Source organism: Acinetobacter shaoyimingii, assembly GCF_011578045.1.
Taxonomy (GTDB): domain Bacteria; phylum Pseudomonadota; class Gammaproteobacteria; order Pseudomonadales; family Moraxellaceae; genus Acinetobacter; species Acinetobacter shaoyimingii.
In genome coordinates, this window is sequence record NZ_CP049801.1 from 59,587 (window position 1) to 75,405 (window position 15,819).

Genomic DNA, 15,819 nt, shown 5'->3' on the forward strand with positions numbered 1-15,819 from the left:
GATAAAAAGAATGATGCAACCTAAAAAAGTTTGGATTTATTTTCCATTTCTTTTGTTCTCAACGATAACTGTTGCAGAAACTTTAAGTATTGAAAAAAATTTATCGAGTACTCAGAAGTGGGGACTTGTTCAATCGGGGACAGCATGCATTGAACATTACAGATTTAAACCTACTACAAATGAAGTTTTTATTTCGAGTAATCAGGAAATAGTGACAGGCACATATCATTTTATTGAAGCAGGTAATCATTTTGAGTTACCTGCAATAGTAATTAGTTTTGAAACGGATAATCAAAAAGCTGATTGTGCTAATAATGCAACAAATCAGGCGGGTACATCCACAACAAATTTTTTGAAAAGAGTATCAGACAAAAAAATCTTTTTTTGTAATGATAGTTTGGGTAAGCAATGTTCAGTGTATTTAGTACCTGAAAAATAAAAGGAATGGGGTATATTATGTTTAAGCAAGTTGTATTAACTGGATTTATTTTAGGGTTAACATCAAATGTAATGGCATTAGATAAATCTAAAATAAGCTTAGATCAAGTATTTTGGGGAAATTGGTCAGTTTATAATGCGCAATCAAAATGCACAGAAACTTATACTTTTACTAAGCCAGGTAAATTTACTTATACAACTAAACAGAAAAGTATGAGTGGTGAGTTCGCTGTTTTACGTTCTAAGACAGCAACGGATTTAGATGTACTTGCAATGAAAGTAGTGAATGACAATAAAAAAGCAGGTTGTGGTGGTCAAGTGAATGACTATACAAATGCCGATATTCGTCTTTCTTTAAAATGGATTTCTCCTCGATCTGCTGAATTATGCACCGATATCGAAGGAAAAAAATGCACTGGATTATTCTTTAATAAAATGTAATACGGTTAAAAATAATGATTTAAATAATAAAGGACTCCAGATGAAGCCATTTTTAGTTTTGTATAATTTTTTTTTATGCAAAATTTAAAAAATATTCATGAAAGTTTTGTATTTAATTCATTTAGATCGGTTTATATTAGTCGCATAAGCAGTAGCCAAGATTCATAAAATAGGAATGAGCAAACATTTAGGTTTCTAATGCTCAGTGATGCAATGTTCATGACTGAGCTGTAGTAATATATGCCTAAATTTAAAATCATTTAAACCTATATTAGATTAGTACTATTTAGCCAGAATGGATGATAAAACATTCATTTCAAGCTCAACTTGTTGGAAATACACATGCCTGACTATCGTTCAAAAACATCGACACACGGAAGAAATATGGCTGGCGCACGCGGTTTATGGCGTGCTACAGGGATGAAAGATGAAGACTTTGGTAAGCCAATTATTGCTGTCGTCAACTCATTCACGCAGTTTGTACCGGGTCATGTGCATCTGAAAGATTTAGGTCAATTGGTAGCGCGTCAAATTGAACAAGCAGGTGGTGTAGCCAAAGAATTTAATACCATTGCTGTGGATGATGGTATTGCGATGGGTCATGATGGAATGCTGTATTCACTGCCTTCACGTGACTTGATTGCTGACTCAGTTGAATACATGGTCAATGCACATTGTGCAGATGCAATGGTGTGTATCTCAAACTGTGACAAAATCACCCCAGGGATGTTGATGGCATCTATGCGCTTGAACATTCCTGTAGTGTTTGTATCAGGCGGTCCAATGGAAGCGGGCAAAGTGAAAATCCGTGGCAATGAACACGCGATTGACCTTGTAGATGCGATGGTTGTTGCTGCAGATGATAACTTCACAGATGAAGAAGTGGCGGCTTATGAACGTTCTGCATGCCCAACATGTGGTTCATGTTCAGGGATGTTCACAGCGAATTCAATGAACTGTTTAACTGAAGCTTTAGGTTTATCTTTACCGGGTAATGGTTCTACGCTTGCGACACATGCAAACCGTAAAAAATTATTTGAGCGTGCAGGTCAACTTATTGTTGAAATTACCAAACGTCATTATGAGCAAAATGATTACAGCTTGTTGCCACGTTCAATTGCAACAAAAGCTGCTTTTGAAAATGCGATGACCCTTGATATTTCAATGGGTGGATCAACCAATACAGTCCTTCACTTGTTGGCAGCAGCACACGAAGCGGAAGTTGACTTCACCATGACAGACATCGATCGTTTGTCACGTAAAGTGCCTGTTCTTTGTAAAGTTGCACCTGCAAAACAAGATGTGCATATGGAAGACGTTCACCGTGCAGGCGGTATCATGTCAATCCTTGGCGAATTAGACCGTGCTGGTCTGCTTGATACTTCAGTGCCAACCGTTCATGAAAAAACATTAAAAGATGCTTTAGATAAATGGGACATTATCCGTACTGAAGATGAAGAAGTTTATCAATTCTTCCGTTCAGCACCAGGCGGTGTACCAACTCAAACAGCATTCTCTCAAGATCGTTATTATTCACGTCTAGATGGTGACCGTGACAATGGTGTGATCCGTAACGTGGCAAACGCTTTCTCTCAAGATGGTGGTTTGGCCGTGCTTTACGGCAATATCGCATTGGATGGTTGTATCGTTAAAACGGCAGGTGTTGATGATTCAATCCTAAAATTCAACGGTACAGCACGCGTATTTGAAAGCCAAGATGCCGCTGTAGAAGCAATTTTAGGTGGCAAAATTAGCGCAGGTGATGTGGTAGTGATTCGCTACGAAGGTCCACGCGGTGGTCCGGGTATGCAAGAAATGCTTTATCCAACCAGTTACCTTAAATCGAAAGGTTTAGGTAAAGAATGTGCGTTGTTAACCGATGGTCGTTTCTCTGGTGGTTCATCAGGTTTATCGATTGGTCACGTGTCTCCAGAAGCAGCTGAAGGTGGTGCAATTGGTTTGGTTGAAGATGGCGACCGTATCGAAATTGATATTCCAAACCGCAGCATTCACTTGGCTGTTGATGAAGCAACCATGGCAGCACGTCGTGAAGCACAAGAAGCCAAAGGTTGGAAGCCTGCTGAAGAGCGTCCTCGTAAAGTTTCAAAAGCATTAAAAGCTTATGCGATGCATACAACGAGTGCCTCAAAAGGTGCGGTACGTGAAATCTAAGGTATAAATTTAAAAAAGATTTAAAAAAACACTCCAAATGGGGTGTTTTTTTATATGTGAATGATTTGTTATGGGAATGTTATGAAAAAAATCACATTACATTTTAAAACCAGTGAATTTCACTTATAGCATTGTCGATGTTATGGATTTCTATACAATAAAATGAATAAAAATAGCGACGACAAAACACATTAATATTTGTCTTAGCCATGGAGAGCATCACAATGAGTAAAAGTAATATTCGCGAACATTCTGCTCCCGTTTACGAAGGCATAGAAAATGCACCTGCACGGTCAATGATGCGTGCAACAGGCTTTCAAGATGCAGATTTCGAACGTCCTTTCATTGGTATTGCATCGACATGGGCGAACGTTACACCATGCAATATGCATATTGATGGCTTAGCACGTGAAACTGAAAAAGGCGTCAATGCTGCAGGTGGCAAAGGTATTATTTTCAATACCATTACCATTTCAGATGGGATTTCAAACGGCACAGAAGGGATGAAATATTCCTTGGTTTCACGTGAAATCATTGCAGATTCAATTGAAGCTGTGGTCGGCTGTCAGGCCTATGATGGTGTGATTGCCATAGGTGGATGTGACAAAAATATGCCTGGTTGTGTCATGGGCTTGGCACGGTTAAATCGACCAGGGCTGTTTGTCTATGGTGGAACCATTCAACCGGGTGAAGGTCATACCGATATGATTTCAGTCTTTGAAGCCGTTGGTCAGCATGCTAAGGGTGAAATTAATGCCATTCAAGTTAAACATATTGAGGAAGTAGCACTTCCAGGCCCTGGCTCTTGTGGTGGCATGTATACCGCAAACTCGATGGCATCGGCAATTGAAGCTTTAGGTATGAGTTTACCAGGGTCTTCTGCACAAGAAGCAGTGTCACAAGACAAGATTTTGGACTGTCAACGTGCAGGTGAGGCAGTCATGAACTTACTGCGCTTAGACATCAAACCACGTGACATTATGACCAAGGCAGCTTTTGAAAATGCGGTTAAGGTTTTGATTGCTTTAGGGGGATCAACCAACGGTGTTTTACACATGTTAGCGATGGCACATACTGCTGGTGTGGATTTAACTTTGGATGATTTTGTGCGCATAGGTAAAGACATACCTGTGGTGGCAGATGTTCGTCCTTCGGGCAAATATTTAATGTCAGAACTGATTGCCATTGGTGGCATTCAACCTTTGATGAAACGTATGCTCAATGCAGGCATGCTCGATGGTTCTTGTTTAACAGTGACAGGTAAAACATTGGCAGAAAACTTAGCTGAAGTTGACGATTACCCTGAAGGTCAGCAAATTATTTTACCGTTCGATGCCCCGATAAAAAAAGATTCGCATTTGGTGATCCTCAAAGGCAATTTAGCACCAACAGGTGCGGTGGCTAAAATTACAGGAAAAGAAGGGCTGTATTTTGAAGGACCTGCACGTGTCTTTGAGGGTGAAATTGGTGCGATGCGTGGCATCTTAGATGGTGAAGTTCAAGAAGGCGAAGTGGTGGTGATTCGTGGTGAAGGTCCAAAAGGCGGACCAGGGATGCCGGAAATGCTGAAACCAACTTCAGCCATTATTGGTAAAGGCTTAGGGAAATCTGTTGCACTGTTGACTGATGGACGTTTTTCAGGTGGCAGTCATGGTTTTGTGATTGGGCATGTGACCCCAGAAGCCTATGAAGGTGGTCCAATTGGATTGGTCAAAAATGGTGATAAAATTTCAATCAATGCTGAAACGCAAGAAATCACCTTACATATCTCAGACCAAGAACTGGCAACACGAAAAGATCAATGGACTAAACCGCAGCCAAACTATCGCTATGGTGCTTTAGCCAAGTTTGCAAAATTGACTACAGGTGCAGAAAAAGGTGCAGTAACCGATTTAAATTTAGATGTTTAATTGATCATTGCGCAACAAATTGTTATAACCCTTGTAGTGCGATCGTGCACCGCAAGGGTATATTTTTCTTAGAGGCTTTATTCATGTCACTGTTACGCCGTTGGTTCGATCCTATTCGATCGAGTTGGTTTTATCAAAAACCAGTTCGCCAAGAGCTATTGTCGACAGAACACGGACTCAGTATTTATTTACGTTTAGATGATGTGTATAGCTATTTAGCGGTACAACAGCTGATTCAATTGAACGATATTTTAAATGATGAATTGAAACCTTTAAAAGTCATTATTTCAGATACTGCTGCCGAACCTCCCAATGAGATGACCGCCGAAGAATGGCGTGATTATAGTTTGAGAGATGCGCAAATTTTAGCGCATCAACATCGGTTTGGTTTTGACAATGAACAGCCTGAAATTCCAAATCCAGAAGCGATCTTACAAGCGCAAACCATTTTAAAAAACACCCCATTAAAAGATCAAAATTTTTTATATTTACTTGAAGATGTGTTTCATATGTTGTGGCAACAACAGTATGGAAAGCTGCGTACTTTATATGTGATGGCCAGTAAACACCAAAAAGAACAACATCTGCCTGAGCGCCAATTTGACCACACACCTGTTTTAGCCAGCTATTTTGAAATTGGTGGACGTAAGTATCACGCCGTGGATGATTTACTGCGTTTAACTCGTCGTTTGAAACAGCAAAAATTACTCACGGGTAATCCTATTTTTCTGATTAATCATATTGAGTGGCGTGAACACTTGATGAATGATGCAGAAGAACTCAGTGAAATTCAGGCCATGAGTCCTGAACTTGATTTGTATATTGCACTAGAAGATCCACTTAGCTGGTTGTTATTGGCTTATATTAAAGAAGAACTTGCCGATTATTATGATATTGATTTGACGATTTATCCGTTGAACTACCAAGGTCGAGATTTATTTGATTGGAGTCTTGCGACAAGGTTGTCTAAACGTGCAGGCGTGAAATTTACGCCGTTTTGTCGACCCACTGAAGAAAGCACCATCAATATGGCAAAACTCTTTTATAGCGTTCCAGAAGAGCAACGTATTGATGCGATATATGAGATTTTAGAAGCAGTATGGTCGAAAGGTAAAGACCTGTCATTTCCAACACATTTCAACCGTATTCGACGTGAATTGAACATCGATCATTTAACAAATTTGGATGTTGAAGAAAAATTAAAAGAAAATGAATTGTTATGCGAAATGAAGTTGCAACCCGATTTTCCTGTTTTGGAACTGCGTTTGGATGGGAAAAGTTATGTATTTAATAGTTTGTATCGTGTATGGATGATTGAAAGTATTTTCAGTAATGTGTTAGAACAGAAGTATAAAAGCGATAACGAACTAGAACAGAATCAGGAGGAAAAACTCGAAGATGAATAAAGAAAAATGTAGTTCATTGGAAGAAGTCAGAAATCACATTGATCGCATTGATCAATCCCTTATAGAGCTACTCGCTACGCGTCAATATTATGTCGATCAAGCGGTCCGTTTTAAACATAGTGTTCAAGATGTTCAGTCCCCACAACGAGTCGAGCAGGTGATCGCTAAAGTACGAGCACAAGCAACTGAAGCCCGAATCGATCCAGATCTCATTGAAAAGTTATATCGGGATATGCTCCAGCATTTTATTCAAAGAGAGCTGAAAGAAATTCGTCCATAAGATTCTAAATTTGACAACAGGCTATAACAATTTGGGAATCACAAAAGCATGTTGCCATGATTCAATTTTTATATTTCTAATTAAAAAAAACTATAAAATTATGATTTATAAGACAACTTTATAAGGTTCAAAGCCTTCACCCAATGGAAAACCTGCCTGTTGTCCTCTCAAAAGTGCGATTGATTTGATCAGATGTGGCGACATGTAGTGTTTATGAATTTGACTTGCATGATGTTGTAAGGAATCAATTTTTTTATTTAAATAAGCTTCATCTACATCTTCAAATACTTTGGGACTAAAATAAGCACCTGAACTTGGCGTCTCATAACAAAGAATTTGTTTTACATGTCTAAAGGCAACGATAGATGCTTCATAGGTCGCTCTATGATCTTGATGGCGATCATCTTTAAACATCGTATAAATACGCTCAATATTAGATTGAGTAGACAAATCTTCTAGAATTTTTTCTAAAGCTAAAATAATCTCATGTAAGTTCAAAGACAGTTTAGTGTCGGCAAAATTTAAGAAAAATGTCTTCGTCACACCAAGTAAATTTAACGCATCGCTGGTTTCTTGAATACGGTTTTGTTTTAGAGGATTTCCTTCAGAACCGTTCGATAAAACGATAGCAAAAATATCGCGACCTTGATTTGCCAATTTTGCTAAACTTGCACCACACCCCAATTCTATATCGTCGGGGTGTGCACCTATAGCAATGATTCCTGATTTCATAATTCTAAATCTTTCATTACTGTTAGAATATTTTTGTGAATCTTTTAATTCGACTTTTATAAATGACATCTCTTTGCTACTGAATAATTGTATTATTTAGAAAAACTTAAATTGGTGAATCTGATTTTATAATTAGGTTCATAACCTGTAAGAGTCATTCTAATAATTAAAAAACATAATGATAGAAACAAAATGTTATTATTGTTATCAGAGTTTTGATAAAAATATTCTACATTTCATTGATTTAATCGGCATATTTTTTGGAATTTATTTTATATTAATTAATCATATATAGAATTATTTTCTAGACTAAAATCTACAATATTTCGCTTAAAGCCAATACATAAATACGCATTGTTTAACAACAAATGAGTATATTTTTAGCAAAAATTAACAATATGCGACGTATGTCACACTATTAAAAAATGATTACTCTCTGAATTTATTTGTTATACATCTATGATAAATAGTATTTTTTATGTATATAGCCATTTAGGCATGATATTTTTAAACGATTAAACTTAAATTTTTTTATGCTGTATGAGATGGCTTATGAACGAGGCTCAAGAGAAAATAATTAAAACTGCAACAAAATTAGTCGATTTTTTTAGCTCAAGTTGGTTTTTTCAATTAAGTTTAACTTAAGTGAAGCGATTCAAAATTATCAGTAGAACTCGCATATTTATGAATCATCGAATTAATCAACATCTTTATGAATCATCGAATTGATCAACATCAGAGTAATTCACAGCAAAATTCTGTATAGATCAATAGATCTCTTTCATAAGTCAAAAAATGATCATTAATTTGTATTAGAATTAACAATGAAAGTTACTTTTCTTTCGCCATATATGGCTCAGGGAGAGGTTACGATTAAGGATTTTAAGCTAAAAATAACCTCTCCCTAGCCCTCTCCTACAAGGAGAGGGAACTTTATTATAAATTTTAATTGGTTGAAAAATGATTTATGAAAGAGGTTTAATAAATCCTACTCATATTTAATTTAGCCTCAATTTTTAATTGAGGCTTCCTTCTAAAAACAATGATATTCCCCCTCAAATAAAACAATTAGCATGAGCCAGTATTTTTATCTGAGGGATTGTTCATGCTTGCGATTGTTGTCGCTGTATTTTCTATTGCAGGTATGATCAAAGGCACGATTGGCTTAGGGCTTCCAGCGGTATCTATGGGATTACTTTCATTGGTTATGACACCTTTCCAAGCGGCAACACTTTTAATCATTCCTTCAATGATTACCAATTTTTGGCAACTTTTTGCTGAAGGACAGGTATTCAAACTGATTAAACGCTTTTGGCCTTTGCTCATCGGTATTATAGTCGGTTCAATTTGGAGTGTTTTTCCAACCTTGGGTCACGGCTCTTTTAAAAGTGAAGCACTATTAGGGGGAATGCTCGCCCTATATGGCGTATATGGTTTATGCGCCAAAAATATGCCAAATTTAGCTCCACAGGAAAAATGGCTTTCTCCATTCATGGGATATTTGGGTGGGGCTTTGACAGTGGCAACAGGCGTCGTCGTGATTCCAGTCGTTCCTTATTTACAGTCTTTGCATTTAAAACGTGATGATCTGGTTCAATCTTTAGGTTTAGCATTTACCGTTTCAACGATTTGCCTTGCTATATATTTGCATTTAAATCCTGTAAAAGACATTCCTATCGACTACAAACTATCTTTGATTGCGCTTATTCCATCACTCATTGGAATGTGGCTAGGGACCAAAATTCGTTATCGCATTCCTGAGCAAAAATTTCGTAAAGTCTTTTTCGCAGGATTGGTTATTTTTGGAGGCTATATGGTCAGTCATCAATTAGGATGGATTTAATCCTACACTCAAATTTTGAGAAAGTAAGAACTGACTAAAATGCTGATAGGAAATAGGCAAGGCATCAAAACTTTTCGCAGCCAACAATAACTTCCGATTTGCCCAATCACCGATGATTGGAATTTGATGAAATTGATAATGTTGACTAAGACGCTGTGCCGCACGTTGAGGAATAATCGCAATGCCAACGCCATTGGCAACTACTTGTGCGATGGCGGCGAAATTAGGTAAGCGAAGGCGATATTGTATGGCATAACCTAACTTTTTGGCTTGAGTTTCAATTGACTGTTGTAGTGAATGATATTGCATTAGTCCTACATATGGATAATGCAAAGTCTGCTTGAGATCTAAGGTTTTGTAAGTGTTAAGCTCATGTTGTAGTGGAGAAATTATCACGAGTGGATCTTCGGAAAATTCTAAGGTTTGTAATGTACTTGAGTCAAAAAAACTCGAAATCAGTCCTAATTTCGCCGTACCATTTTCTAATGCGACAATAATGTCATTGGTTTCTGCTTCTTTTAGATCAATTTGGATATTCGAGTTTTCAACTAAATATTTGGGAAGCAGAAAGGGAAGATATTCACTTTGCGCAGAGGAGTTGCACCATAAAGTCATTGAAGATTGAAGATCTTGAGAAAAAGGCAACATGGCTTGTTCTAAGTGATGGCTTTGTTGAATCAAGAGCTGAGCTTGTTCAGCAAACGTTTGACCTGCAAGGGTTAACTTGACCCCAGTTGCATGTCGGGTAAATAAGTTGGTTGCAAACTGTTGTTCAATTTTTTTTACACGCTCACTGGCAGCTTGCAATGAAATGGATGAACGGTGAGCACCTTTGGTCAGGCTACCTGTGTCGACGATATTTAAAAATAATTGTAGATCAAAAAAATCAAGGCGCATCCACTCAGCCCATCCGATTAATGAATGTTCATCATACTCAAATTTGCACAAAATAAGACAATAAAAAAGCAGCCAATTGGCTGCTTTAGTAAAATGCAAGGATTAGCTTTTATCTTTAAGACTAAAAAACCAGTTCAAAATAAGCGCTGCAAAAGTTGCAGTACCAATACCGCCTAAGTTGAAACTACCGAATTGAAGGGCAAAGTCACCTGTTCCCAAAATCACAGTAACAGCAGCAACCATGAGGTTTTTGTTCTTGGAAAAATCGACTTTATTTTCAATCCAGATTTTAGCACCGGCAATGGTAATCAAACCAAAAACGACAATAGATGCACCCGTTAAAATCGCGGTTGGAATGGTATGAATGATCGCACCAAATTTAGGCGAAAATCCGAGCAACACTGCAAATACACCTGCAATTGCAAATACGATAGTCGAGTACACACGAGTGACTGCCATCACACCAATATTTTCACCATATGTCGTCATTCCAGGCGCACCTACACCACCAGAGAGTGTTGTCGCGATTCCATCGGCAACAAACGCTTTACCAATGTGTGGATCTAGATTTTCACCTGTCATCGCACCAACAGCTTTAATATGACCTAAGTTTTCAGCCAGCAGAATCAATGCAACAGGTGCAATAATCAGCATTGCATTAAAGTCAAAAACAGGGGAGTGGAATTTAGGTAAACCAAACCATGCTGCTTGTTGAATAGGCGCAAAATCAATCGGTTTACCATAGCCCATGACATTGCTCACCAGGTAATAGAGCAAATAAGCAAACAATAAACCGACCAATAACAATAAGCGTTGTAATAAACCTTTAGCAAAAACTGATACACAGCCCATGCTCAGCACAGTCACCAATGACATCCACATATTGAAGTTGTCGCCAGTCACATTCCTTACGGTAGCCGGAGCGAGGTTTAGACCAATGATCATCACTACTGCACCAGTCACAACAGGTGGCATGAGTTTTTCAATCCAGCGCGTACCTGTCGCCATGACTAAAAAACCAAACAGTGCATAAATCACACCGCAGGCAATAATACCGCCTGCAGCAACTGGAAGGTTGAGGTTAGGTGCGCCAGAACCAGAGGCAGCATAGCCTGTGGCAGCGATCACGACTCCAATAAAGGCAAAGCTTGAACCTAAATAACTTGGAACTCGACCACCCGTGATTAGGAAAAATAGAATGGTACAAATACCAGACATGAAAATCGCAAGATTCGGATCAAAGCCCATGAGGAAGGGCGCAAGTACTGTCGCACCAAACATTGCAAACACATGCTGAATGCCAAGAACAGCACTTTGTGCAGCAGGTAAATACTCATTTGTACCGATTGGGCGTATATCAGCGCTGCCTTTGTAAGGGAGCCATTCTGGGAACCAATTGGACATAAAATGAGCACTCGATAGTTAAATTGTGCACATGATACGCCTGTTTTTGCCAGAAATATGCCCCTTATTTTAAAAATGTTAAAACTAATACTATGACTTTTATTATATTTTTTACCATGCGGTAAAAAATTAATCTTTAAAAACAACGTTAAAACAGTGAAATGACTGATTAGCTTATCATTAAATTTAATATTTACTAAAGTTCGTACAGTGATGGAAAATCATAATGTATTTGATTGATTGTTTAGATCATCGACATCATGGGCCGTTTTAAACCATACAAATGCAATTGCGTCCCGTACGTTTAGCTTCATATAAAGCATTGTCTGCATGTTTTAGCACACTCTGATAGTCTTGCTGATCTTGTGCCATACTTAAGCCGAAGCTGGCAGTAAACTGAATTTTTTTCTCTTCATATTCTAAAATATAAGTTTCAATCGAATTTCGGCAACGTTCTAAAATCTGATAGGCCAAATCGATTGGCGTTTCTTCAAAAATAATCAAAAACTCTTCTCCGCCCATACGGGCAATATAGTCTTTTTTGCGAATGTTGAGTTTTAAGATTTCTGTTAGACGGATAATGACTTGGTCGCCACAGTCATGGCCATATTCATCATTAATTTTCTTAAAATAATCGATATCCAATAAAGCTAGGCAGTATGTAGAGGGATGGCTGGAGGCCATCTGTTGAAAATAATGCTCAACGCCACGGCGATTAAAGGTCTGTGTTAAAGGATCCAAAAAAATCTGTCTTTTTTGGGTTTGCTCACGTGCTGTCCAACGTTGTAAAAAGGCTGAAAATAAGCTGACCAGAGCGACTCCAATTAGGGTAGTGAGGACTAAATTAAATAAAACAACGAATCCTTCCATATGCTGACTGACAAAGGTATATGGCTGATACGCTGCTGCATAAGGAATGATCTTCAACACAGTGAGAATACTGGTCAGATAAAACACGATCAAACAGGGAATGGAGCCATACCACATAATGCGTGGACTAAATAACAACATACCTGTGAAGATCGAACCAATGGTAAAAACGCCCGTTACAATCGTCATCATGCCAGCGAAATAGCCATTGATCATCAGTGAAGCGCTATAAAATCCTAAGCTGATGATCGGCATATAAAATTCTGTTTTACTGTTCACAGGCAGTTTAAGACAAATGTAAAACAGTACCAGAGAGATCAAGATGAAACTGATTAATAAGCCAATCATCAAAGGAATCCATGGCCTATTTAGCAGTTCGAAATCATGATGAATGGTTAAGAGCAATAAAAAGAATGCGTGGAAAAACATTAAAACAAGGCAAACCACTCCAGATTTTTTGACATTATTCAAATCGAGCAATCTTAAGTATTCGGTGTTAATTTTATCAATAAGTTGTTGGCATTTTCTTTTCAGGGACTCAATCAAGATCATGAGCTAAATCTAAGTTTTAATGTGCTGTTTTTAGCTTACTTTAAATAAATCAATAAGAAAACAGGATTTCATACGGTAGAAAAAAATAAAGCCAACAGGCACGTTGACTTTATTTATTCAAAATGAATGTTTTAACCCGTATTACGCAGACCAGCTGCAATCCCTGCAATACTCACCATCAATGCATGGTCAACAGCCGTCTGTTCTACATTACCTTGGCTCAGGTATTCACGACGACGTTTCATCAACTCTGCTTGCAATAAGTGGAGAGGCAGTAAATAAGGTTTACGTACTTTCATAGATTGATCAAGGACATCGTTAGAGCTTAAAAGTTTTGATTCGCCTTTCATTGCAAGTAATGTTTGCACAGCATCATGTAGACGCTGACGAAGTTCAGCACCCAGAACTTTTAAATCTTCATCATCAGTTAAATGCGATTCATAGTACAAAGCAATATTGCTGTCCGATTTCGAGAGCACCATTTCCAACATATCAATCAACGTTTGGAAATATGGCCATTGTTGTAGCATTTCATCTAACTGCGCTTTGTAACCTTCACCAATCACTTGATTGATCGCAGCACCGGTCCCTAACCATGCTGGCAACATTAAGCGGATTTGTGTCCATGCAAAAACCCAAGGAATGGCACGAAGGGACTCAATACCACCACTGACTTTACGTTTAGCAGGTCGTGAACCCAGCGGTAACATTTGTAATTCTAACTCTGGTGTGACCGTGCGTAGATATTTCACAAAGTGCGGATTTTCACGCACCGTTTTGCGATACACCTGAACCGATGAATCGGTCATCTTATGCATCAGATCACGCCATTCTTGTTTCGGTTCTGGTGGTGGAAGTAAGGTCGCTTCTAAAGTTGCAGCGGTATAGATCTCTAAATTTTGTAAGGCGATTTCTTCCAAACCGAACTTAAAGCGAATCATTTCACCTTGTTCAGTGACACGAATTGCACCTGAGATTGAACCGGGGGGTTGTGAAAACAGCGCTTGTTGGGTTGGCGCACCCCCACGACTGATGGAACCACCACGACCATGGAAAAGGGTCAGTTGGACAGCATGACGTTTGGCAACAGCGGTGAGTTCTTCCTGCGCACGATATTGCGCCCAGTTTGCAGACATAAATCCAGCATCTTTTGCCGAGTCTGAATAGCCAATCATCACTTCATGTTTGCCCTGAATATGCTGTTTGTACCAATGCATATTGAACAGGGTATTCATGGTGTCGGCAGCACCATCTAGGTCTTTCAGTGTTTCAAAGAGGGGAACGACACGCAAGGGATGTTGAATGCCTGCTTCTTTTTGTAAAAGTAGAACAGCCAACACATCACTTGGATATTCCGCCATCGAAATAATATAAGCGCCTAAACTTTCTTTGGGTTGTTCAGCCAACGTTCGCATGGTGGCAAAGACTTCTTGCACATCTGGGTGCTCAATCAGACTGCCAGTTGGTTCATGAAAATGCTTCGGTAGTAATGGGCGCTTACTTTGTAATTCTTGAATTAAGAAATTTTGACGAGCTTGCTCAGTCCACGTTTCAAAATTACCTAAACCTAAATATTCCGTAATCGCTGAAATTGCTTGACGATGGCGACCTGATTCTTGGCGAATATCCAGTTTCAGCAACTCAATGCCGAAGCAGTTAATACGGTAAATAAAATCGAGCAATTTACCATTGGCAATTTCAGGTAAATTCGAGTCAATCAGAGATCGATAACACAACAATAAAGGCTGTAATAATTCATCTTTATGATGAATGATCAGGCTACGATCGACATCGGAATGTTGACCTTGTAATTTTGCAGACAACCAAGCACGTGTGATTTTTAAACGTTCACGTGTTGTTCTTAAATATTCACGGTATGGTTCTGGGTGATCATAACCAATCGCTTCACTCAATTCTGGACTACAATGTTGGATTGAAAGCTCCCAACGCAGGTCTTCAATATCTCTTAAATACAGATCAGCGGCTTTCCAACGCGATAACCAAAGCACTTCTTGAGTGACATTGTGAGTGACATTTGGATTGCCATCACGGTCACCTCCCATCCATGACGCAAAGCGAATGGGCGCAATATTCAATGGTAAGGCTTTATCGCACTGACTTTCCACCAATTCACTCAATTCACGAATAAATTTAGGAATGGCATTCCACAAGGTTTGCTCGATGGTGGTAAAACCCCATTTTGCTTCATCAATAGGGGTTGGGCGATTATGTCGAATTTCGTCGGTTTGCCATGCTGAGCAAATCAATTCTTTTAAATGCGCTAAATTGTGTTCACGTTGTTTTGGTGTGAGTTTTTGCTGATCAAATTTTGACAAACAGTCATTGATGCCATCATATTTTTGGATCAGGGTACGGCGACTGACTTCGGTTGGATGCGCCGTAAGAACCAGTTCAATGCTGAGTTCACAAATTTGCTGATACAAGGTTTCAGCAGAAATATCGCGATCTTTAAATTTTTCAAATAAATGATCGAGAACATTGGGCGATGGTGCATCTAAGTCAAACTCGTTTTGGCGGCGACTACGAACCACATGGTATTGTTCAGCAATATTGGCAAAATTTAAAAAATGAGAAAAAGCACGGGTCAGGGGTAAAATTTCATTGTCTTCTAAACTTAAAAAAAGTTGCTCAAGTTCTTTTTCTGCTTCAACTTTTCCATCTCTAGCGCCTTTGGCTAAAGCACGAATTTGTTCTACTTGATTAAACAAATCTTGTCCAGCTTGTTCTTTTAGGGTGTCACCTAATAAATTACCCAGTAAGCGTACGTCTTCACGTAATGGAGCATCAATTTGTTGAATCATGGGTTTCTCCTGTTGTTCTTAATTTGAATATACGCCGTTTTTGTGACAAGCC

General features: G+C 38.6%; 12 protein-coding genes. 7 read left to right on the forward strand and 5 right to left on the reverse strand.

Features of this window, described 5'->3' with window-relative positions:
- Positions 1-10: 10 nt before the first annotated feature.
- The 6 genes from G8E00_RS00305 (at position 11) to G8E00_RS00330 (ending at position 6,647) form a co-directional block, all read left to right on the forward strand.
- Positions 11-439, forward strand: a complete 429-nt coding sequence (locus G8E00_RS00305; RefSeq protein ID WP_166221235.1) for a hypothetical protein — start codon at positions 11-13, stop codon at positions 437-439.
- A gap of 17 nt (positions 440-456) precedes the next feature.
- Positions 457-879, forward strand: a complete 423-nt coding sequence (locus G8E00_RS00310; protein ID WP_166012922.1) for a hypothetical protein — start codon at positions 457-459, stop codon at positions 877-879.
- A 342-nt stretch (positions 880-1,221) separates the two neighbouring features.
- Positions 1,222-3,051: a dihydroxy-acid dehydratase gene (gene ilvD / locus G8E00_RS00315; protein ID WP_166012921.1), complete on the forward strand. Its 1,830-nt coding sequence runs from the start codon at positions 1,222-1,224 to the stop codon at positions 3,049-3,051.
- 224 nt (positions 3,052-3,275) lie between these two features.
- Positions 3,276-4,961: a dihydroxy-acid dehydratase gene (gene ilvD / locus G8E00_RS00320; protein WP_166221237.1), complete on the forward strand. Its 1,686-nt coding sequence runs from the start codon at positions 3,276-3,278 to the stop codon at positions 4,959-4,961.
- An 83-nt stretch (positions 4,962-5,044) separates the two neighbouring features.
- Complete coding sequence (locus G8E00_RS00325; RefSeq protein ID WP_166221239.1) at positions 5,045-6,367, forward strand: hypothetical protein; 1,323 nt, start codon at positions 5,045-5,047, stop codon at positions 6,365-6,367.
- Complete coding sequence (locus G8E00_RS00330; protein ID WP_166012918.1) at positions 6,360-6,647, forward strand: chorismate mutase; 288 nt, start codon at positions 6,360-6,362, stop codon at positions 6,645-6,647. The genes G8E00_RS00325 and G8E00_RS00330 overlap by 8 nt, the downstream gene beginning before the upstream one ends.
- A 105-nt stretch (positions 6,648-6,752) precedes the next feature.
- Here the strand turns inward: G8E00_RS00330 and G8E00_RS00335 are convergent, their stop codons facing one another.
- Positions 6,753-7,379 (reverse strand): PIG-L deacetylase family protein, encoded by a 627-nt coding sequence (locus G8E00_RS00335; protein ID WP_166221241.1) that lies wholly within the window; start codon positions 7,377-7,379, stop codon positions 6,753-6,755.
- Positions 7,380-8,484: 1,105 nt separating this feature from the next.
- On the opposite strand from G8E00_RS00335, the gene G8E00_RS00340 reads away from it, so the two are divergent.
- Positions 8,485-9,222 carry a sulfite exporter TauE/SafE family protein gene (locus G8E00_RS00340; RefSeq protein ID WP_166012916.1) on the forward strand — a complete coding sequence of 246 codons (738 nt, stop codon included), beginning with the start codon at positions 8,485-8,487 and terminating at the stop codon, positions 9,220-9,222.
- Here the strand turns inward: G8E00_RS00340 and G8E00_RS00345 are convergent.
- The 4 genes from G8E00_RS00345 to ppc all read right to left on the reverse strand — a co-directional run bounded on the left by G8E00_RS00345 (position 9,208) and on the right by ppc (position 15,767).
- Positions 9,208-10,119: a LysR family transcriptional regulator gene (locus G8E00_RS00345; RefSeq protein WP_166221243.1), complete on the reverse strand. Its 912-nt coding sequence runs from the start codon at positions 10,117-10,119 to the stop codon at positions 9,208-9,210. The genes G8E00_RS00340 and G8E00_RS00345 overlap by 15 nt on opposite strands.
- A gap of 102 nt (positions 10,120-10,221) precedes the next feature.
- Complete coding sequence (locus G8E00_RS00350) at positions 10,222-11,523, reverse strand: solute carrier family 23 protein (RefSeq protein WP_166012914.1); 1,302 nt, start codon at positions 11,521-11,523, stop codon at positions 10,222-10,224.
- Positions 11,524-11,793: 270 nt separating this feature from the next.
- Complete coding sequence (locus tag G8E00_RS00355; RefSeq protein ID WP_166221245.1) at positions 11,794-12,741, reverse strand: GGDEF domain-containing protein; 948 nt, start codon at positions 12,739-12,741, stop codon at positions 11,794-11,796.
- 335 nt (positions 12,742-13,076) lie between these two features.
- Positions 13,077-15,767, reverse strand: a complete 2,691-nt coding sequence (gene ppc, locus G8E00_RS00360) for a phosphoenolpyruvate carboxylase (RefSeq protein WP_166012912.1) — start codon at positions 15,765-15,767, stop codon at positions 13,077-13,079.
- Positions 15,768-15,819 lie beyond the last annotated feature (52 nt).